The organism is Pseudomonas entomophila (genome assembly GCF_023277925.1).
Classification (GTDB): domain Bacteria; phylum Pseudomonadota; class Gammaproteobacteria; order Pseudomonadales; family Pseudomonadaceae; genus Aquipseudomonas; species Aquipseudomonas entomophila_D.
In genome coordinates, this window is sequence record NZ_CP063832.1 from 5,515,250 (window position 1) to 5,533,494 (window position 18,245).

24 protein-coding genes are annotated in these 18,245 nt (G+C 62.7%); 13 read left to right on the forward strand and 11 right to left on the reverse strand.

Going from position 1 to position 18,245, the window contains the following annotated elements; genetic code table 11:
- Positions 1–2: 2 nt before the first annotated feature.
- Positions 3–1,442 (forward strand): metalloprotease TldD, encoded by a 1,440-nt coding sequence (gene tldD, locus IM733_RS24445; RefSeq protein WP_248918831.1) that lies wholly within the window; start codon positions 3–5, stop codon positions 1,440–1,442.
- 72 nt (positions 1,443–1,514) lie between these two features.
- Here tldD and yjgA read toward each other — a convergent pair whose 3' ends face one another.
- Positions 1,515–2,036: a ribosome biogenesis factor YjgA gene (gene yjgA, locus IM733_RS24450; protein ID WP_248918832.1), complete on the reverse strand. Its 522-nt coding sequence runs from the start codon at positions 2,034–2,036 to the stop codon at positions 1,515–1,517.
- 109 nt (positions 2,037–2,145) lie between these two features.
- On the opposite strand from yjgA, the gene pmbA reads away from it, so the two are divergent.
- The 6 genes from pmbA (at position 2,146) to IM733_RS24480 (ending at position 7,456) form a co-directional block, all read left to right on the forward strand.
- Positions 2,146–3,492 carry a metalloprotease PmbA gene (pmbA, locus tag IM733_RS24455; RefSeq protein WP_248918833.1) on the forward strand — a complete coding sequence of 449 codons (1,347 nt, stop codon included), beginning with the start codon at positions 2,146–2,148 and terminating at the stop codon, positions 3,490–3,492.
- A 197-nt stretch (positions 3,493–3,689) separates the two neighbouring features.
- Positions 3,690–4,091: a FagA protein gene (locus tag IM733_RS24460; protein ID WP_248918834.1), complete on the forward strand. Its 402-nt coding sequence runs from the start codon at positions 3,690–3,692 to the stop codon at positions 4,089–4,091.
- The gene (locus tag IM733_RS24465; protein ID WP_248918835.1) at positions 4,084–5,460 is read left to right on the forward strand and encodes a class II fumarate hydratase; all 1,377 of its coding nucleotides are present in this window, start codon (positions 4,084–4,086) and stop codon (positions 5,458–5,460) included. The genes IM733_RS24460 and IM733_RS24465 overlap by 8 nt, the downstream gene beginning before the upstream one ends.
- A 16-nt stretch (positions 5,461–5,476) precedes the next feature.
- Complete coding sequence (locus IM733_RS24470) at positions 5,477–5,938, forward strand: DUF2753 domain-containing protein (protein WP_248918836.1); 462 nt, start codon at positions 5,477–5,479, stop codon at positions 5,936–5,938.
- Position 5,939: 1 nt separating this feature from the next.
- Positions 5,940–6,551, forward strand: coding sequence for a superoxide dismutase (locus IM733_RS24475; RefSeq protein ID WP_248918837.1), 612 nt, complete (start codon positions 5,940–5,942; stop codon positions 6,549–6,551).
- Between the two features lie 11 nt (positions 6,552–6,562).
- Positions 6,563–7,456 carry a ZIP family metal transporter gene (locus IM733_RS24480; protein ID WP_248921232.1) on the forward strand — a complete coding sequence of 298 codons (894 nt, stop codon included), beginning with the start codon at positions 6,563–6,565 and terminating at the stop codon, positions 7,454–7,456.
- Between the two features lie 124 nt (positions 7,457–7,580).
- Here IM733_RS24480 and IM733_RS24485 read toward each other — a convergent pair whose 3' ends face one another.
- The 10 genes from IM733_RS24485 to IM733_RS24530 all read right to left on the reverse strand — a co-directional run bounded on the left by IM733_RS24485 (position 7,581) and on the right by IM733_RS24530 (position 14,580).
- Complete coding sequence (locus IM733_RS24485) at positions 7,581–7,853, reverse strand: HPr family phosphocarrier protein (protein ID WP_011532412.1); 273 nt, start codon at positions 7,851–7,853, stop codon at positions 7,581–7,583.
- 20 nt (positions 7,854–7,873) lie between these two features.
- The gene (rapZ, locus tag IM733_RS24490) at positions 7,874–8,728 is read right to left on the reverse strand and encodes an RNase adapter RapZ (RefSeq protein WP_248918838.1); all 855 of its coding nucleotides are present in this window, start codon (positions 8,726–8,728) and stop codon (positions 7,874–7,876) included.
- A gap of 2 nt (positions 8,729–8,730) precedes the next feature.
- A complete protein-coding gene (gene ptsN / locus IM733_RS24495; protein ID WP_248918839.1) occupies positions 8,731–9,195 on the reverse strand; it encodes a PTS IIA-like nitrogen regulatory protein PtsN in 465 nt (154 codons plus the stop codon).
- Between the two features lie 11 nt (positions 9,196–9,206).
- Positions 9,207–9,515 (reverse strand): ribosome hibernation-promoting factor, HPF/YfiA family, encoded by a 309-nt coding sequence (gene hpf / locus IM733_RS24500; protein WP_011532415.1) that lies wholly within the window; start codon positions 9,513–9,515, stop codon positions 9,207–9,209.
- A gap of 78 nt (positions 9,516–9,593) precedes the next feature.
- Positions 9,594–11,090, reverse strand: a complete 1,497-nt coding sequence (locus IM733_RS24505) for an RNA polymerase factor sigma-54 (protein ID WP_248918840.1) — start codon at positions 11,088–11,090, stop codon at positions 9,594–9,596.
- Positions 11,091–11,262: 172 nt separating this feature from the next.
- The gene (gene lptB / locus IM733_RS24510) at positions 11,263–11,988 is read right to left on the reverse strand and encodes an LPS export ABC transporter ATP-binding protein (RefSeq protein ID WP_011532417.1); all 726 of its coding nucleotides are present in this window, start codon (positions 11,986–11,988) and stop codon (positions 11,263–11,265) included.
- Entirely contained in the window at positions 11,989–12,513 is a 525-nt protein-coding gene (lptA, locus tag IM733_RS24515; RefSeq protein ID WP_248918841.1) for a lipopolysaccharide transport periplasmic protein LptA, read from the reverse strand.
- Complete coding sequence (gene lptC, locus IM733_RS24520; protein ID WP_248918842.1) at positions 12,500–13,072, reverse strand: LPS export ABC transporter periplasmic protein LptC; 573 nt, start codon at positions 13,070–13,072, stop codon at positions 12,500–12,502. The genes lptA and lptC overlap by 14 nt, the downstream gene beginning before the upstream one ends.
- A gap of 8 nt (positions 13,073–13,080) precedes the next feature.
- A complete protein-coding gene (locus tag IM733_RS24525) occupies positions 13,081–13,605 on the reverse strand; it encodes a KdsC family phosphatase (RefSeq protein ID WP_248918843.1) in 525 nt (174 codons plus the stop codon).
- Positions 13,606–14,580, reverse strand: coding sequence for a KpsF/GutQ family sugar-phosphate isomerase (locus tag IM733_RS24530; protein WP_248918844.1), 975 nt, complete (start codon positions 14,578–14,580; stop codon positions 13,606–13,608).
- Positions 14,581–14,815: 235 nt separating this feature from the next.
- On the opposite strand from IM733_RS24530, the gene IM733_RS24535 reads away from it, so the two are divergent.
- The 6 genes from IM733_RS24535 (at position 14,816) to IM733_RS24560 (ending at position 18,227) form a co-directional block, all read left to right on the forward strand.
- Positions 14,816–15,625 carry an ATP-binding cassette domain-containing protein gene (locus IM733_RS24535; RefSeq protein ID WP_011532422.1) on the forward strand — a complete coding sequence of 270 codons (810 nt, stop codon included), beginning with the start codon at positions 14,816–14,818 and terminating at the stop codon, positions 15,623–15,625.
- On the forward strand, positions 15,625–16,422 hold the full coding sequence (gene mlaE / locus IM733_RS24540; protein WP_011532423.1) for a lipid asymmetry maintenance ABC transporter permease subunit MlaE: 798 nt from the start codon (positions 15,625–15,627) through the stop codon (positions 16,420–16,422). Before IM733_RS24535 ends, mlaE begins: the two co-directional genes overlap by 1 nt.
- Positions 16,422–16,907, forward strand: a complete 486-nt coding sequence (mlaD, locus tag IM733_RS24545; protein WP_248918845.1) for an outer membrane lipid asymmetry maintenance protein MlaD — start codon at positions 16,422–16,424, stop codon at positions 16,905–16,907. The genes mlaE and mlaD overlap by 1 nt, the downstream gene beginning before the upstream one ends.
- A gap of 9 nt (positions 16,908–16,916) precedes the next feature.
- Positions 16,917–17,570, forward strand: coding sequence for an MlaC/ttg2D family ABC transporter substrate-binding protein (locus IM733_RS24550; RefSeq protein WP_248918846.1), 654 nt, complete (start codon positions 16,917–16,919; stop codon positions 17,568–17,570).
- A complete protein-coding gene (locus IM733_RS24555) occupies positions 17,567–17,869 on the forward strand; it encodes an STAS domain-containing protein (RefSeq protein ID WP_248918847.1) in 303 nt (100 codons plus the stop codon). Before IM733_RS24550 ends, IM733_RS24555 begins: the two co-directional genes overlap by 4 nt.
- Before the next feature lie 118 nt (positions 17,870–17,987).
- A complete protein-coding gene (locus tag IM733_RS24560; protein ID WP_011532427.1) occupies positions 17,988–18,227 on the forward strand; it encodes a BolA family protein in 240 nt (79 codons plus the stop codon).
- Positions 18,228–18,245: the final 18 nt, after the last annotated feature.

Consider the following 18,245-nt stretch of genomic DNA (forward strand, 5'->3'; position numbering starts at 1 on the left):
CTATGAGCCAGATGTTATCCACCGTCAGCGAGCAACTCCTGGCCCCGGGCGGCTTGACCCTCGACAGCCTGCAGACGGTGCTGGGCGAGTTGGCCGGCCCCGGCATCGACGCCGCCGACCTGTATTTTCAGGGCCAGATCTCGGAAACCTGGGCGCTGGAAGACGGCATCGTCAAGGAAGGCAGCTTCAACCTCGACCAGGGCGTGGGTGTGCGTGCCCAGTCCGGCGAGAAGACCGGCTTTGCATACAGCAATGCGATCAACCTCGAGGCGCTTACCTCGGCGGTGCGTGCCGCCCGTTCGATCTCGCGCGCCGGGCAGAATGGCAAGGTACAGGCCTTCCGCAGTCAGGACGTGACCGCCTTGTACGCGCCTGACAACCCCCTGGATGTACTCACCCGCGCCGAGAAGGTCGAGCTGCTCAAGCGCGTTGACGCCGCCACCCGCGCGCTCGACCCTCGCATCCAGCAGGTCAGCGTGAGCATGGCCGGGGTCTGGGAGCGCATCCTGGTGGCCGCTGCCGATGGCAGCCTGGCCGCTGATGTGCGCCCGCTGGTGCGCTTCAATGTCAGCGTGATCGTCGAGCAGAACGGTCGCCGCGAGCGCGGCGGGCAGGGTGGCGGCGGGCGTACCGACTATCGCTTCTTCACCGAAGAGCGGGTCATGGGCTATGCCCGTGAAGCGTTGCGCCAGGCACTGGTCAACCTCGAGGCGATTCCGGCGCCGGCCGGCACATTGCCTGTGGTGCTCGGCTCAGGTTGGTCCGGCGTGTTGCTGCATGAAGCGGTCGGTCACGGCCTGGAAGGCGACTTCAACCGCAAGGGCAGTTCGGCGTTCAGTGGGCGAATCGGTGAGCAAGTGGCCTCGAAACTGTGCACCATCGTCGACGACGGAACCCTGGAAGGCCGTCGCGGCTCGCTCAGTGTCGATGACGAAGGCACGCCGACCGAGTGCACCACGTTGATCGAGAACGGCGTGCTCAAGGGCTACATGCAGGACAAGCTCAACGCGCGCTTGATGGGCATGGCAGTCACCGGCAACGGCCGCCGCGAGTCCTACGCCCACCTGCCGATGCCACGCATGACCAACACCTACATGCGCGCCGGCGACAGCGACCCGCAGGAAATCATCGCGTCGGTGAAGAAGGGCATCTACTGCGCCAACCTCGGCGGTGGCCAGGTGGACATCACCAGCGGCAAGTTCGTGTTTTCCACCAGCGAGGCCTACCTGATCGAGGACGGCAAGATCACCGCACCGGTGAAGGGGGCGACGCTGATCGGCAATGGTCCGGAAGCGATGCGTGGCGTGTCGATGGTCGGCAACGACCTGGCGCTGGACAGCGGCGTGGGCACTTGTGGGAAGGATGGGCAGTCGGTGCCGGTGGGGGTTGGCCAGCCGACCCTGAAGCTGGATGCGATTACCGTGGGTGGTACTGGCGCTTGATGAACGATCACGGGGCAAGCCCGCTCCCACGATTGATGCTTGTCGTGGGAGCGGGGGTGCCCCGCGATGGCCTCAACGAAGGCCGCGCTGGGACTCGTCGAGGTCGCGGATGTACTTGAACACTTTGCGCGCGGCGGCAGGCGGTTTGTTCCGCGCCTTCTCGTGCTGGGCATGACGTATCAGCGAGCGCAGGTGCTGGCGGTCGGTGTCGGGGAACTCGTTGACGAAGCGTTCGAGGTCTTCGTCGTTACCGTCGATCAGCCGGTCGCGCCAGCGCTCGAGGCCGTGGAAGCGCTCGTTGTACTGGCGGCTGGAGCTGTCGATCTGCTCAAGCACTGCGTGGATGGCGTCGAGGTCCTGGACGCGCATCAGCTTGCCGACGAACGACATGTGGCGTTTGCGGGCGCCATGGGCGGTGTGCCGGGAGGCCTCGTCCAGGGCCTTGCGCAACTCGTCGGTCAGCGGCAGGCGCGCGAGAGTGTCGGCCTTGAGGGTGGTGAGGCGCTCACCGAGTTCGACCAGCGCATGCAGCTCACGCTTGATCTGGGTTTTGCTTTTTTCGCCATCGAAGGCGTCGTCGTAAGAATCAACCATGGGGGCAGTCCGCAGGAAATCGCCGCCATGATAACCAGTCGGGGGCCGCTTGTCCGGCCCGGTCGTAGAATGACCCTAGCCGTACGCAGAATTTTCAGTGGAGAGAACCATGAGTGCAGTCCAGAGCGTAGGCCCCAAGGACCTGCCGGCGTTGCAGGAACAGGTCGAAGCGATCGTCGCCGAGGCACGTCGCCAGGGGGCCAGTGCCTGCGAAGTGGCGGTTTCGCTGGAGCAGGGCCTGTCCACCACGGTGCGCCAGCGCGAGGTCGAAACCGTCGAGTTCAATCGCGACCAGGGCTTTGGCATCACCCTCTATGTCGGCCAGCGCAAAGGCTCGGCCAGCACCTCGGCCAGCGGCCCCGATGCCATCCGTGAAACGGTCGCGGCGGCACTGGCGATCGCCAAGCATACCTCCGAGGATGAGTGCTCGGGCCTTGCTGATGCGGCACTGATGGCACGTGACATTCCGGATCTCGACCTCTACCACGACTGGGACATCGAGCCTGAAAAGGCCATCGAGATGGCGCTGGCGTGCGAGGCGGCTGCCTTCGACGCAGACACACGCATCAAAAACGCCGACGGTACCACCCTCAATACCCACCAGGGCGTGCGGGTTTACGGTAACAGCCACGGATTCATCGGCGGTTACGCTTCCACACGCCACAGCTTGAGCTGCGTGATGATCGCCGAGAGCGACGGCCAGATGCAGCGTGACTACTGGTACGACGTCAATCGCCAGGGCCAGCTGCTGGCCGACCCGCGCAGCATCGGCCAGCGCGCGGCTCAGCGTGCGGCCAGCCGCCTGGGCGCGCGTCCTGTACCGACCTGCGAGGTGCCGGTGCTGTTCTCGGCGGAACTGGCTGGCGGCCTGTTCGGCAGCTTCCTCTCGGCGATTTCCGGCGGCAACCTGTACCGTAAGTCGTCGTTCCTCGAAGGCACTATCGGCCAGCGCCTGTTCCCCACCTGGTTGACCCTCGACGAGCGCCCGCACATCCCGCGTGCACTCGGTAGCGCAGCATTCGACGGGGATGGTCTGGCCACCTATGCCAAACCGTTCGTCGACAAGGGTGAGCTGGTTTCGTACATCCTGGGCACTTACTCCGGGCGCAAGCTCAAGTTGCCGAGCACCGCGAATTCGGGCGGTGTGCACAACTTGTTCGTCACCCATGGCGTAGAGGACCAGGCTGCGTTGATCCGCCGTATGGGGCGTGGCCTGTTGGTGACCGAGTTGATGGGGCATGGCCTGAACATGGTCACAGGGGATTACTCCCGGGGCGCGGCGGGCTTCTGGGTCGAGAATGGCGAGATCCAGTTCCCGGTCCAGGAAGTGACCATCGCCGGCAATATGAAGGATATGTTCCAGCAGATCGTAGCGATTGGTCGCGATATCGAAACCCGTAGCAACATCCATAGTGGTTCGGTGTTGATCGAGCGAATGACCATCGCAGGCAGTTGACCGATAGGGTTGCGTGGGAGCGGGCTTGACCCGCAATGGGCCTCGAACGATCGCGGGGCAATCCCGCTCCCGCGCCACTATCCACCATGCCTTGCAAATGACCCGGCCATAGCGCCGGGTTTATTTTACCCATTGCCAGGCTTGAAGTGATTATGATTATCAACTAATAATGAATATCATTACCAAGTCACCTGGCGATGATGTTCATGAAATCCGTTCTTCACGAGCTGCCCTACCTGGAAAACTGGCGCTGGCTCAGCCGGCGTATCCGCTGCGCCCTCGAGCCTGACGAACCGCGCCTGATCGAGCACTACCTGGCCGAAGGCCGCTACCTGGTGTGCTGCACCGAAACCTCGCCCTGGACCGTGGCGCTGACCTCTTTGCGCCTGCTGCTGGATACCGCCTGCGACCGCATGCTGCCCTGGCATTGGCGCTGCCTGTGCCTGGACCAGGCCTGGAGGCCACTGCTGGACTTGCGCAACCTCGACCGCCGCGAACACAACCAGCGCTGGCAACCCTACGCAATGCAGCTCGCCAATTGCGTGCTGCTGCCGTCGATCTCTCCCGAAGAACTGATGCAAGGACTTGAAGATGAGTGATACCCGTATCGAACGCGACAGCATGGGTGAACTGCAGGTGCCGGCCCAGGCCCTGTATGGTGCCCAAACCCAGCGCGCGGTCGACAACTTCCCGATCAGCGGCCAGCCGATGCCGGCGCAGTTCATCCGCGCACTGCTGCTGGCCAAGGCTGCGGCAGCCAAGGCCAACATCGAGTTGGCGCAACTGAGCGCAGGGCAGGGCGGTGCGATCGTCAAGGCGGTGGAGCAACTGTTGGCCGAGGACTTCATTCGGCATTTCCCGGTGGATGTGTTCCAGACCGGCTCCGGCACCAGTTCGAACATGAACGCCAACGAAGTGATCGCGACCCTGGCCAGCCGTGTGCTGGGCGAACCGGTCAATGCCAACGACCACGTCAACTGCGGCCAGAGCAGCAACGACATCATCCCCACCACCATTCATGTCAGCGCCGCGCTGGCTTTGCACGAACAGTTGCTGCCCGCCCTGCGTCACCTGGTTCAGGTGATCGATGCCAAAGCCGTCGAGGTGCATCAGTACGTGAAGACCGGCCGCACCCACCTGATGGACGCCATGCCGGTGCGCATGAGCCAGGTGCTCGGTGGTTGGGCCGCGCAGATCAAGGGCGCCCAGGCACATATCGAATCCACCCTGCCGAGCCTGCAGGCCCTGGCCCAAGGCGGCACTGCGGTGGGGACCGGGATCAACGCGCACCCACAATTCGCAGCAGGCTTTGCCCGTCAGTTGAGCGGGTTGACCAAGGTCGAGTTCACGCCGGGCCAGAACCTGTTCGCCCTGATCGGTTCCCAGGACACTGCCGTGGCACTGTCGGGCCAGCTGAAGACCACCGCCGTGGCGCTGATGAAGATCGCCAACGACCTGCGCTGGATGAACTCCGGCCCGCTGGCCGGCCTGGGTGAAATCGAGCTGCAGGGCCTGCAGCCGGGCTCCTCGATCATGCCCGGCAAGGTCAACCCGGTGATTCCAGAGGCTACCGCCATGGTCGCCGCGCAGGTCATCGGCAACGACGCCACCATCGCCGTGGCGGGGCAGTCGGGCAACTTCGAGCTGAACGTGATGCTGCCGGTGATCGCCCGCAACTTGTTGGAAAGCATCGAACTGATGGCCAACGCCAGCCGCCTGCTGGCCGACAAGGCCATCGCCACCTTCAAGGTCAACGAAGGCAAGCTCAAGGAAGCGTTGTCGCGCAACCCGATCCTGGTCACTGCGCTGAACCCGATCATCGGCTACCTCAAGGCCGCCGAGATCGCCAAGACCGCCTACAAGCAGGGCCGCCCGATCATCGATGTGGCACTGGAGCACACCGACCTGTCGCGCGATCAGCTCGAAGCGCTACTGGACCCGGAAAAACTCACCGCTGGCGGCATCTGAGCCCAGGAGGCACGTCATGCAGCACTGGAGACGCACCACGCAAACCGCCAACCACCTATTCGAACGGGGTGAGCTGGTCGATGCACGGGAATACTACCTGCAGGCGCTGGCGTTGGCCCAGGTGCTGTTCGAGCGCTGGCATGACGTCGACGAGGCGGTGGCCGTGCTGGTCATCGCCCACCACAACCTGGCCGACCTGCACCTGCGCTTGAATCAGCCGCACGAAAGCGCCGACTACCTGTGCGCCGCCCACCAGCGGCTGCTCCAGGCCAGCCAGGAGCAACGCCTGCCCCAGGCGCTGCGCGATGCCGCGTTGCGCCACAGTGGGCGGACCTACACCGAACTGCTGAGTTTCATTGCCGACTACGGGCAGTACCCGCGTACCGAACGGCTGCTCCATCGGCAGGCGCCGACGGCCAGCGAGCTGGTCGCGCAAGCGGGCACCACCCACAGCACAACAGCCTACGGAATTCACTGATATGCCCCACACCTTGCCTGCATTGCCTTACGCCTACGATGCACTGGAACCGCACATCGACACCCCGACCATGGAGGTCCACCACAGCAAGCACCACCAGACCTACATCAACAACCTCAATGCCGCCCTCGAGGGCACCGAGTGGGCCGAATGGCCGGTGGAGCAATTGGTCGCAGCGGTCAGGCAATTGCCCGAGAAGCTGCAGGGCGCGGTGGTCAACCAAGGCGGTGGCCATGCCAACCACAGCCTGTTCTGGACGGTCATGTCGCCCAAGGGTGGCGGACAACCCCAAGGGCAGGTAGCAAAGGCCATCGATGCTCAGCTCGGTGGCTTCGACGCGTTCAAAGAGGCGTTCACCAAGGCTGCGCTGACCCGTTTCGGCAGCGGTTGGGCCTGGCTCAGCGTCACGCCGCAGAACACGCTGGTGGTGGAGAGCAGTGGCAACCAGGACAGCCCGCTGATGCATGGCAATACGCCGATCCTCGGCCTGGATGTGTGGGAGCACGCCTATTACCTGAAGTACCAGAACCGCCGCCCGGAGTACATCGGTGCTTTCTATAACGTGGTCGACTGGTCCGAAGTGGAACGTCGCTACCTCGAAGCCTTGCAGTGAGTTGGGCCGGTATGCGCTCGCAGGTGTTGTCTGTCAGCAGTGTGCGCCTGTTCCGCCTGGCGTTGGGGACCTTGCTGTTGCTGGTTGGCGCGGCGTTGCTCGCGGCCCGTGGCATTGCCTGGTTGGAGCTGGAACCACGCATGTTGCGCGCCCTGGAGGGTGGAGCACTGTGCGCATTGGGGACAGCTCTGGGCGCGGTACCGGTGTTGGTCATTCGCAACATGCCGGTGGCATTGGCCGACACGCTACTGGGCTTTGGCGCGGGGGTGATGCTGGCGGCCACGGCGTTTTCCCTGATCATTCCTGGGTTGGACGCCGCCCAGGCGGTCGGTTTCAGCCCGTGGGGGGCGGGTGGGCTGATCAGCAGTGGCTTGCTGTTCGGGGCGCTGTGCCTGTTCCTGGTCGACCTGAAGGTTTCCGGGGCCTCGCCGGAGGCATTGGTTGGTACCGAACAGCAGCCGGTGATTGCCGCCCGGATCTGGCTGTTCGTCATCGCCATCATTGCCCACAACATTCCCGAGGGCATGGCCATTGGTGTTTCCGCGGGGGGCGGCATGCCCGATGCAGACAGCCTGGCCATGGGCATTGCGCTGCAGGATGTACCGGAAGGGTTGGTGATCGCCCTGGTGTTGGCGGGGGCGGGCATGCCGCGTTTCAAGGCCTTCCTGATCGGCGCCGCGTCCGGGTTGGTCGAGCCGCTGGCCGCAGTGATCTGCGCCTGGCTGGTGAATGTCGCCGAGTTGCTGCTGCCATTGGGGCTTGCCTGTGCGGCGGGGGCGATGCTGCTGGTGGTCACCCAGGAAATCATCCCGGAGTCACGCAGCAACGGGCATCACCGGTTGGCGAGCCTGGGGCTGTGTGTCGGGTTCTGCCTGATGATGGTGATGGATACGGCGATGACGTGAAGCGTCCGCCCCCGCTGATGTGGCACAACCTCTGTAGGAGCGGCTTTAGCCGCGACCACCCGCGAAGCGGGTGCCAGATACCGCGTTGCCTGCATCGCGGCTAAAGCCGCTCCTGCAGAGGCCTTCACTCACCTTCGTCGAAGAAGTTGTTGATCAGCGCCACCAGCGCGTCCATGGCGTCGTTGTCCTGCTCGCCTTCGGTGGCCAGGTGCACCTGGGTGCCCTTGCCGGCCGCCAGCATCATCACGGCCATGATGCTCTTGCCATCCACCAGTTTGTCCGGTGCGCGCCCGACGCGCACCTGGCAGGGAAAGCGCCCGGCCACGCCGACGAACTTGGCGGCCGCCCGGGCGTGCAGGCCCAGCTTGTTGATGATGGTGATTTCGCGGGCGGGCATCGTGGTGCGGATCCTGTGGGCTAGAGGTCGCGGTGGCGGACCTGGACGTTTTTCAGGGATTGCTGGAGCAACTGGCCCAGCCGTTCAGTGATGTACACCGAGCGATGGTGGCCGCCAGTGCAGCCGATGGCGATGGTGACATAGGCGCGGTTGCTGGCGGCGAAGCGCGGCAACCACTTAAGCAGGTAGCTGGAGATGTCCTGGAACATCTCCTCGACATCCGGCTGCGCGGCCAGATAGTCGATCACCGGCTGTTCGAGCCCGGAATGCTCGCGAAGTTCCGGTTTCCAGTAAGGGTTGGGCAGGCAGCGCACATCGAACACCAGGTCGGCGTCAACCGGCATGCCGCGCTTGAAACCGAACGACTCGACGAGGAATGCGGTACCGGGTTCCGGCTGGTTGAGCAGGCGCAGCTTGATCGAGTCGCGCAGCTGATAGAGGTTCAGGCTGGTGGTGTCGATCTTCAGGTCGGCGAGATCCGCGATTGGCCCAAGCAGCTCACTCTCCACTCGAATCGCCTCGGCCAGTGAGCGATTGGCGTTGGTCAGCGGGTGGCGACGGCGGGTTTCGGAAAAACGCTTGAGCAACGTGTCTTCGTCAGCGTCCAGATAGAGCACATCGCACTGGATGTGCCGGCTCCGCGCTTCCTCCAGCAGTTCCGGGAAACGGGTGAGGTGGCTAGGCAGGTTGCGTGCATCGATCGAGACAGCCACCTTGGGTTGCTGCAACTCGGTGTTGATCAAGGCGTTTTCCGCCAACTGCGGCAACAACCCGGCGGGCAGGTTGTCGATGCAGTAGTAACCGTTGTCTTCCAGCACGTCGAGGGCGGTGCTCTTGCCGGAGCCGGAGCGGCCGCTGACGATGATCAGGCGCATGGTCAGGCCTCGTTCTGCACGTCCAGGACTACCTGGTACAGAGCCTCGTTGCTGGCGGCGCCGCGCAGGCGATCGCGAACTTCCTTGCGATCGAGCATGCTGGCGATCTGGCGCAGCAGTTCAAGGTGAGCATCGGTGGCGGCTTCCGGAACCAGCAAGACGAACATCAGGTCGACCGGGGCGCCGTCGATGGCGTCGTAATCGATGGGAGCGTCCAGTTGCAGCAGGGCGCTCACTGGCGCGGTGCAGCCTTCGAGGCGGCAGTGGGGAATGGCGATGCCATTTCCAAAGCCTGTGGAGCCCAGTTTTTCGCGGGCGACCAGCTTGTCGAAGACGTCTTGCATCGCCAGGTCGGGTACTTCCCGATTAATAAGCGTGGCGATTTCCTGAAGAGCGCGCTTTTTACTGCCGCCCGGCACGTTCACGAGGGAACGGCCGGGGGTCAGGATGGTTTCAAGTCGGATCATGGATGAGGGGATCAGCGGGCGGCTGCACCTTGCAGCAGGCTTTGCTGTTTTTCCTTGTGTTTTTTCAGTTGGCGGTCGAGCTTGTCTGCCAGGGCGTCGATCGCTGCATACATGTCTTGGTGTTCGGCGTTGGCGACCACTTCGCCACCGGGTATCTGGAGTGTGGCTTCAACCTTCTGCTGTAGTTTCTCGACTTTCATGATCACCGTTGCGTTGGTGATCTTGTCGAAATGACCCTCCACCCGGGCGAGCTTTTCAAGCACGTAATCGCGCAGTGGTTGGGTGACTTCTACATGCTGTCCACTGATGTTGACTTGCATACAGCTTCTCCTTTGTTGCCCGTGCATAAAGAGGCAGGTATTGCACCTGCCACTGAAACGCTGTGGCACATCCCGGGGCTACATCAGTCGCTTGCGCTCGCTCGATGGGGCGATTCCCAACGACTCGCGGTACTTGGCGACGGTGCGACGGGCTACCTGGATGCCTTGTGCCTCCAGTAAACCAGCGATCTTGCTGTCACTCAATGGCTTTTTCTGATTTTCCGCCGCCACCAGTTTCTTGATGATCGCGCGGATCGCCGTGGACGAGCATTCGCCGCCTTCAGCGGTGCTCACGTGGCTCGAGAAAAAGTATTTCAGTTCGTAGATGCCACGCGGCGTGTGCATGTACTTCTGGGTGGTGACCCGGGAAATGGTCGACTCGTGCATGCCCACGGCTTCGGCAATGTCATGCAGCACCAGGGGCTTCATGGCCTCGTCGCCATGGTCGAGGAAGCCGCGCTGATGCTCGACGATCTGCGTTGCCACCTTCATCAGTGTCTCATTGCGGCTTTGCAGGCTCTTGATGAACCAGCGTGCCTCCTGCAACTGGTTGCGCATGAAGGTGTTGTCGGCGCTGGTGTCGGCGCGGCGGACGAACCCGGCGTACTGCGGGTTGACGCGCAGGCGCGGGATAGCTTCCTGGTTGAGCTCGACCAGCCAGCGCTCGCTGTCCTTGCGCACGATGACGTCCGGAACCACGTATTCAGGCTCGCTGGACTCGATCTGCGAGCCGGGGCGCGGGTTGAGTGTCTGCACCAGTTCGATGACCTGGCGCAGTTCGTCTTCCTTGAGCTTCATGCGGCGCATCAGCTGGCTGTAGTCACGGCTACCGAGCAGGTCGATGAAGTCGGTGACCAGGCGCTGAGCTTCGCTCATCCAGGGTGTCGAGGCCGGCAGCTGGCGCAATTGCAGCAGCAGGCACTCACCCAGCGATCGGGCGCCGATGCCGGCGGGTTCGAACTGCTGGATGCGGTGCAATACCGCCTCGACCTCATCCAGCTCGATATCGAGCTCCGGGTCGAAGCCGGCGCAGATCTCGTCGAGCGTATCTTCGAGATAGCCTTGCTCGTTGATACTGTCGATCAGGGTGACTGCGATCAGGCGGTCGGTGTCGGACATCGGCGCCAGGTTCAGCTGCCACAACAGGTGGCTTTGCAGGCTCTCGCCGACCGAGGTACGGGTGGTGAAGTCCCACTCGTCGTCGTCATTGCTGGGGAGGCTGCTGGCGCTGGTCTGGTAGATGTCTTCCCAGGCCGTGTCGACCGGCAGCTCGTTGGGGATTCGTTCGGCCCATTCGCCATCTTCCAGGGTTTCCGCGCTGCTGCTGGTGGTTTCCTGGAAACTGTTGTCCTGGACTTCGGCGGCCGGTTTGTTCTCGGCGTTGTCCGCCATCGGGTCGCTGTTGTCGAAGTCGTCGCCGTCTTCCTGACGTTCGAGCATCGGGTTGGATTCCAGCGCTTCCTGGATTTCCTGCTGAAGGTCCAGGGTGGAGAGCTGAAGCAGACGGATGGCCTGTTGCAACTGCGGGGTCATCGTCAGTTGCTGGCCCATTTTTAGGACGAGCGATGGTTTCATGGCAGGGGCTTAATACCTTGTTCGCCGGCGCACATGCGCCATCCACTACGTAGGGCGCTTGGGCGCCGATTTTAAGCAAGTTATATGCCTGAAATTGCAGCGTTTGCCTAGAGCACTGTTACACTTAAGCCCGTCCCGGGCGTGTTCGCCAGTGCTCCGGGCAGGCCCAGGATCAGAGGCGGAACTCGTGGCCCAGGTAGACTTCCTTGACCAACTGGTTGGCCAGGATGGTCTCGGCATCGCCTTCGGCGATCAACTGGCCGTCGTTGACGATGTAGGCGGTCTCGCAGATGTCCAGCGTTTCACGAACGTTGTGGTCGGTGATCAGTACACCGATACCCTTGTTCTTGAGGTGATGGATGATCTGCTTGATGTCGCCCACGGAGATCGGGTCGACGCCGGCAAAAGGTTCGTCCAGCAGGATGAACTTGGGTGCGGTGGCCAGGGCGCGGGCGATTTCGACACGGCGGCGTTCGCCACCGGACAGGCTCATGCCCAGGTTGTCGCGGATGTGGCTGATGTGGAACTCCTGTAGCAGGCTTTCCAGCTCCTTGCGCCGGCCGTCGCGGTCGAGGTCCTTGCGGGTCTCGAGGATGGCCATGATGTTGTCGGCCACCGACAGCTTGCGGAAGATCGAGGCTTCCTGCGGCAGGTAGCCGATACCCGCTTGCGCGCGGCCATGCATGGGCTGGTGGCTGACGTCGAGGCTGTCGATCAGGACGCGGCCCTGATCCGCCTGGACCAGGCCTACGATCATGTAGAAGCAGGTGGTCTTGCCGGCGCCGTTGGGGCCGAGCAAGCCGACGATCTGGCCGCTGTCGATGGACAGGCTGACGTCGCGAACGACCTGCCTGCCCTTGTAGCTCTTGGCCAGGTGCTGGGCTTTGAGGGTTGCCATTTACTCGGCCTTTTTCTTCGGTTGAATGACCATGTCGATGCGCTGACGTGGTGCAGTCACATTGCCACCGCGACCGGCGGTCGCCACCTGAGTCTTGGTGTTGTAGACGATCTTCTCGCCTTCGGTGGTGTTGCCTTCGTTCTCGACCTTGGCGCGGTCGGTGAGGATCACCAAGTCTTTCTGCGCCTGGTACTGGATGGTCACGGCCCAACCTTTCATCTTGTCGGGTTTGGCGGCGCTCTGCTGCTGCTCGAAATAGGCCAGGTTGCCCACCGAGGTGACCACGTCGATGTCGCCGGAGGCGGCGCGGGTCATGGTCACGGTATTGCCTTTGATCATCATCGAACCTTGGGTGATGATCACATCGCCGGTATAGGTGGCCACGCCCTGCTTGTCGTCCAGGTGGGCGTTGTCCGCCTGGATGCGGATCGGCTGGTCACGATCGTTCGGCAGGGCGAAGGCGCTCGCGCTTCCCAGTGCAACGCCCAGGCTGAGCAGAAGGGGGATGGTTTTAACGAGCCTCATACTGTCCTCTTACGTTAGAGAGCAGGTCCATCCTGCCTTCTTTCAAATACGCTTTCATTCCTTTGCCCGTAGTCGTGCCACCGGCGCCGTCGATTCTAACGGCTTGCTCGGTCTGCGCATATTGCTTCTGCGGGAACACGGTCATGCGGGTGCTGGTAATGATGGTGTCGCGTTGCTTTTCATCGGTACGTGCCACGCGCACATCATCGATCAGTTCGACCTCGGTGCCGTCCGGGTTAACCTCGGCGCGTTTGCTCTGCACATGCCACGGGTACTCCGTGCCGCGGTACATGTGCAGGTCGGGCGTGGTCACCAGGGTGACTTCGCTGGCCTTGAGGTGTTCGACCTTGTCGGCGGTCATCTCGTACTGCAGCTTGCCGTCGGGCAGGAACTGCACGCTGTGGGCATTGATCGCGTAATAGTCAATGGCGCTTTCGTCGACCTGGGCGGTGGGCTGCTCGAGGAAGCTTTCCGGGCTGACGTTCCAGTAGCCGACGGCGGCCAGCACTGCGGCAATCACGCCGAACAGCACAACATTACGAAGTTTCTTGCTGAACATGGGCGGCCTTACAGGTAGTTGGCGTTGGCAGCGTCCAGGGTGCCCTGGGCCTGCATGATCAGTTCGCAGAACTCGCGGGCCGCACCTTCACCGCCGCGTGCCTGAGTCACGCCGTGGGCGTGCTGGCGAACGAACGGCGCGGCATTGGCCACCGCCATGCCCAGGCCCACGCGGCGGATTACCGGCAGGTCGGGCAGGTCGTCGCCAAGATAGGCGACCTGTTCATAGCTTAGGTTGAGTTCGGCGAGCAGACCGTCGAGCACCACCAGTTTGTCCTCGCGGCCCTGGAACAGGTGCGGGATGCCCAGGTTCTTCGCTCGGCGCTCGACCACGGGGGTCTTGCGCCCGCTGATGATCGCGGTGGTCACGCCCGAGGCCATGAGCATCTTGATGCCCTGGCCGTCGAGGGTGTTGAAGGTCTTGAACTCGCTGCCGTCCTCGAGGAAGTACAGGCGGCCGTCGGTGAGCACGCCGTCGATGTCGAATACCGCCAGCTTGATAGGTTTGCCGCGTTGCATGAGGTCCTGGTTCATTTACATCACTCCAGCGCGCAGCAGGTCATGCATGTTCAGGGCGCCGGTCGGGCGGTCGTCCCGGTCGACCACCACGAGTGCGCTGATCTTGTGGTCTTCCATGATCTTGAGCGCTTCGGCGGCGAGCATCTCGGCGCGGGCGGTCTTGCCATGCACGGTCATGACTTCGTCGATGAGGGTCTTGTGGATATCGATGCTGCGGTCGAGGCTGCGGCGCAGGTCGCCGTCAGTGAATACGCCGGCGAGCTTGCCGTCGCTTTCCAGGACAACGGTCATGCCCAGGCCCTTGCGGGACATCTCGAGCAGTGCATCCTTGAGCAGCGTGCCGCGTTGCACCTGTGGCAGTTCTTCACCCGCGTGCATCACGTTCTCGACCTTAAGCAGCAGGCGTCGGCCCAGCGCGCCACCCGGGTGCGAGAAAGCGAAATCCTCGGCGGTGAAGCCGCGGGCTTCCAGCAGGGCGATGGCCAGTGCGTCGCCCAGCACCAGTGCGGCGGTGGTGGAGGAGGTGGGGGCCAGGTTGAGCGGGCAGGCTTCCTGGGCAACACGGGCGTCGAGGTTGACTTCGGCCGCTTGCGCCAGAGGCGAGTCCGGGTTGCCGGTAAGGCTGATCATCTGGATACCCAGGCGCTTGATCAGCGGCAGCAGGGTGACGATCTCGGCGGTGCTGCCAGAGTTTGAGAGGGCAAGAATGACATCGTCACGGGTGATCATGCCCATGTCACCGTGGCTGGCCTCGGCCGGGTGCACGAAGAACGAAGGGGTGCCGGTGCTGGCGAGGGTGGCGGCGATCTTGTTGCCGATGTGCCCCGACTTGCCCATGCCGACCACCACGACGCGGCCCTTGCTGGCCAGGATCAGCTCACAAGCCTTGACGAAGTTGCCGTCGATACGGGCCAGCAGGCCCTCTACGGCCTCGAGTTCCAGGCGCAGGGTGCGCTGGGCGGAGTGGATCAGCTCGCTGGATTGGCTCATGTCGAAAACGCAATGCCTGATGAAAAGGCGGCGATTATAGCCGCAATGTGCGAAACGCTCATCCTTCGAATGTCACATATAGCTGTCAGAGCCCTGAATGGAACGTTTGACGCCCTTGGGAAGGGCCTGCCAGCGGTGCTATAGTTCGCCGCTATTCGGCCAGCCAGGGGTGCGTGTGCCTTCACGATGAAGGTGAACGTCCATGAGTGCGAGGCTGCACTAGCAAGGAGTCTAGATGAGTGTGGATAGCGCCTACGCGGTCGAGTTGAAGGGTGTCACCTTCAAGCGCGGTTCGCGCAGCATTTTCAGCAACGTGGACATACGTATTCCCCGCGGCAAGGTCACCGGCATCATGGGGCCTTCGGGGTGCGGCAAGACCACCTTGCTGCGCCTGATGGGCGCGCAGTTGCGCCCGACAGGCGGTGAGGTCTGGGTCAACGGGCAGAACCTGCCCGCGTTGTCGCGCAGCGACCTGTTCGACGCCCGCAAGCACATGGGCGTGCTGTTCCAGAGCGGCGCGCTGTTCACCGACCTCGATGTGTTCGAGAACGTCGCCTTTCCGCTGCGCGTACACACGCAGCTCTCGGACGAGATGATCCGTGACATCGTCCTGATGAAACTGCAGGCGGTGGGGTTGCGTGGCGCCATCGACCTGATGCCCGACGAGCTGTCCGGTGGCATGAAGCGCCGCGTGGCGCTGGCCCGTGCGATCGCCCTCGATCCACAGATCCTCATGTACGACGAACCGTTCGTCGGTCAGGATCCGATTGCCATGGGTGTGCTGGTCCGTCTTATCCGCCTGCTCAACGACGCCCTGGGGATCACCAGTATCGTGGTCTCCCATGACCTGGCGGAAACCGCCAGCATCGCCGACTACATCTATGTGGTGGGTGATGGCCAGGTGCTGGGGCAGGGTACGCCGGATGAGCTGATGGGCTCGGACAACCCACGTATCCGCCAGTTCATGAAGGGTGACCCGGACGGTCCGGTGCCATTCCATTTTCCTGCGCCTGACTATCGCGCCGATCTGCTGGGGGCGCGTTGATGCGCAGAAAATCCTTACTCGAACGTATCCGCCTGTTTGGCCGTTCGGCCATCGACGTGCTCGCGGTGCTGGGGCGTTCGTGCCTATTCCTGGGGCACGCGTTGAGCGGTCGCGGCGGCATTGGCGGTGGCTTCCAGTTGCTGGTCAAGCAGCTCTACTCGGTTGGCGTGCTGTCGTTGGCGATCATTGTCGTGTCCGGCGTGTTCATCGGCATGGTGCTGGCGCTGCAGGGCTACAGCATTCTCACCAAGTACGGCTCGGAGCAGGCCGTGGGGCAGATGGTTGCCCTGACGCTGCTGCGTGAGCTGGGGCCGGTGGTGACCGCCTTGCTGTTCGCCGGGCGTGCGGGTTCCGCGCTGACCGCGGAGATCGGCAACATGAAGTCCACCGAGCAGCTGTCGAGCCTGGAAATGATCGGTGTCGACCCGCTCAAGTACATCGTTGCACCGCGCCTGTGGGCTGGTTTCATCTCGCTGCCGTTGCTCGCGCTGATCTTCAGTGTGGTCGGCATCTGGGGCGGTTCGTGGGTCGCCGTCGATTGGCTGGGCGTCTACGAAGGCTCGTTCTGGGGCAACATGCAGAACAGCGTTTCTTTCAGCGACGACGTGATCAACGGGCTGATCAAGAGCCTGGTGTTCGCCTTCGTCGTTACCTGGATCGCCGTATTCCAGGGGTATGACTGCGAGCCCACTTCAGAAGGGATCAGCCGTGCCACCACCAAGACCGTGGTCTACGCCTCATTGGCAGTACTGGGTCTGGACTTTATTCTGACCGCCTTGATGTTTGGAGATTTCTGATGCAAAACCGCACCCTGGAAATCGGTGTCGGCCTGTTCCTCCTGGCCGGGATCCTGGCGCTGCTGCTGCTGGCCCTGCGTGTCAGCGGGCTGTCGGCCAGCCCGAGCAGCGACACGTACAAAGTTTATGCGTACTTCGACAATATCGCCGGTTTGACGGTCAGAGCCAAAGTGACCATGGCCGGTGTGACCATCGGCAAGGTCACGGCCATCGATCTGGACCGCGATTCGTATACCGGTCGCGTCACCTTGCAGTTGGACAAGCAGGTCGACAACCTGCCGACCGACTCCACGGCCTCGATCCTGACCGCAGGCCTGCTGGGCGAGAAGTACATCGGTATCAGCGTGGGCGGCGAAGACGCGGTTCTCAAGGATGGCAGCACCATTCACGACACCCAGTCGGCGCTGGTGCTGGAAGATCTGATCGGCAAGTTCCTGCTCAATTCCGTGGGCAAGGAACCGAAAGAAGCTCAACCGGCTAATTAAGGAGTTCCCATGATTTCGATCCTGCGACGTGGCCTGCTGGTGCTGTTGGCGGCCTTCCCCCTGCTGGCCCTGGCCGCGCCCGGGCAATCCGCCCGGGATGTCATCCAGGGCACCACCACTCAATTGCTGAGCGACCTCAAAACTAACAAAGAGCAGTACAAGGCCAACCCTGAGGCGTTCTACAAGGCGCTCAACGACAACCTCGGCCCGGTGGTCGATGCCGACGGCATCTCCAAGAGCATCATGACCGTCAAGTATTCGCGCAAGGCCACGCCTGAGCAGATGCAGCGCTTCCAGGAGAACTTCAAGCGCAGCCTGATGCAGTTCTACGGCAACGCGCTGCTGGAGTACAACAACCAGGGCATCGTCGTCGACCCAGCCAAGGCTGAGGATGGCGAGCGCACCAGTGTCGGCATGAAGATCACCGGCACCAACGGCGCGGTCTATCCAGTGCAGTACACCATGGAGAAGATCGGCGGCGAGTGGAAAGTGCGTAACGTCATTGTCAACGGCATCAACATCGGCAAACTGTTCCGCGACCAGTTCCAGGATGCGATGCAGCGCAACGGCAACAGTCTGGACAAGACCATCGATGGTTGGGCTGGCGAAGTGGCCAAGGCCAAGCAGACCGCCGACAACTCGCCGGACAAGGAAGTCAAATGAGCGATGCTGCAGTGAGCATGACCGAGCCTGGCGTCCTGCGCCTGGCCGGCGTGCTGGACTACCGCAGCGGCCCGACCCTGCGCAAGCAGGGCAAGGCGCTGATCATCGCCAGCGGTGAAGCTCGCCTGGTGCTTGACTGCACCGCGGTGGTGAAGTCAAGCAGCGTCGGCTTGTCGCTGCTGCTGGCCTTCATGCGTGACGCCCAGGCGGCCGGCAAGGCCTGCGAAGTGCGCGGCATGCCGGACGACATGCGGGAAATCGCCGAGGTTTATGACCTCGATGAGGTACTGGCGGGCTGATGGCCTGTCGCAAGGTGAGAGCCCCTCGGTCAGTGCGCCCCGTCTTGGGCTTCGCAGGCGAGGGGCTTTTTTGTATGATGGCCGACCCGCGCGCGTTGGGCGCCGATCGAGGTTGAGCATGCAGGCCGTAGAAGTCAAAAGCTTTCTGGAAGAGAAATTGCCGGGAACCCGGGTCGAAGTTGAAGGCGAAGGCTGCAACTTCCAGTTGAACGTGATCAGCGACGAGCTGGCCGGCCTGAGCCCGGTCAAGCGTCAGCAGGCGATCTATGCTCACCTCAATCCGTGGATCTCGAACGGCAGCATTCACGCGGTAACCATGAAATTCTTCAGCAGCGCAGCCTGGGCTGAGCGCACCTGAGCCAACTTGGCGGCGAGA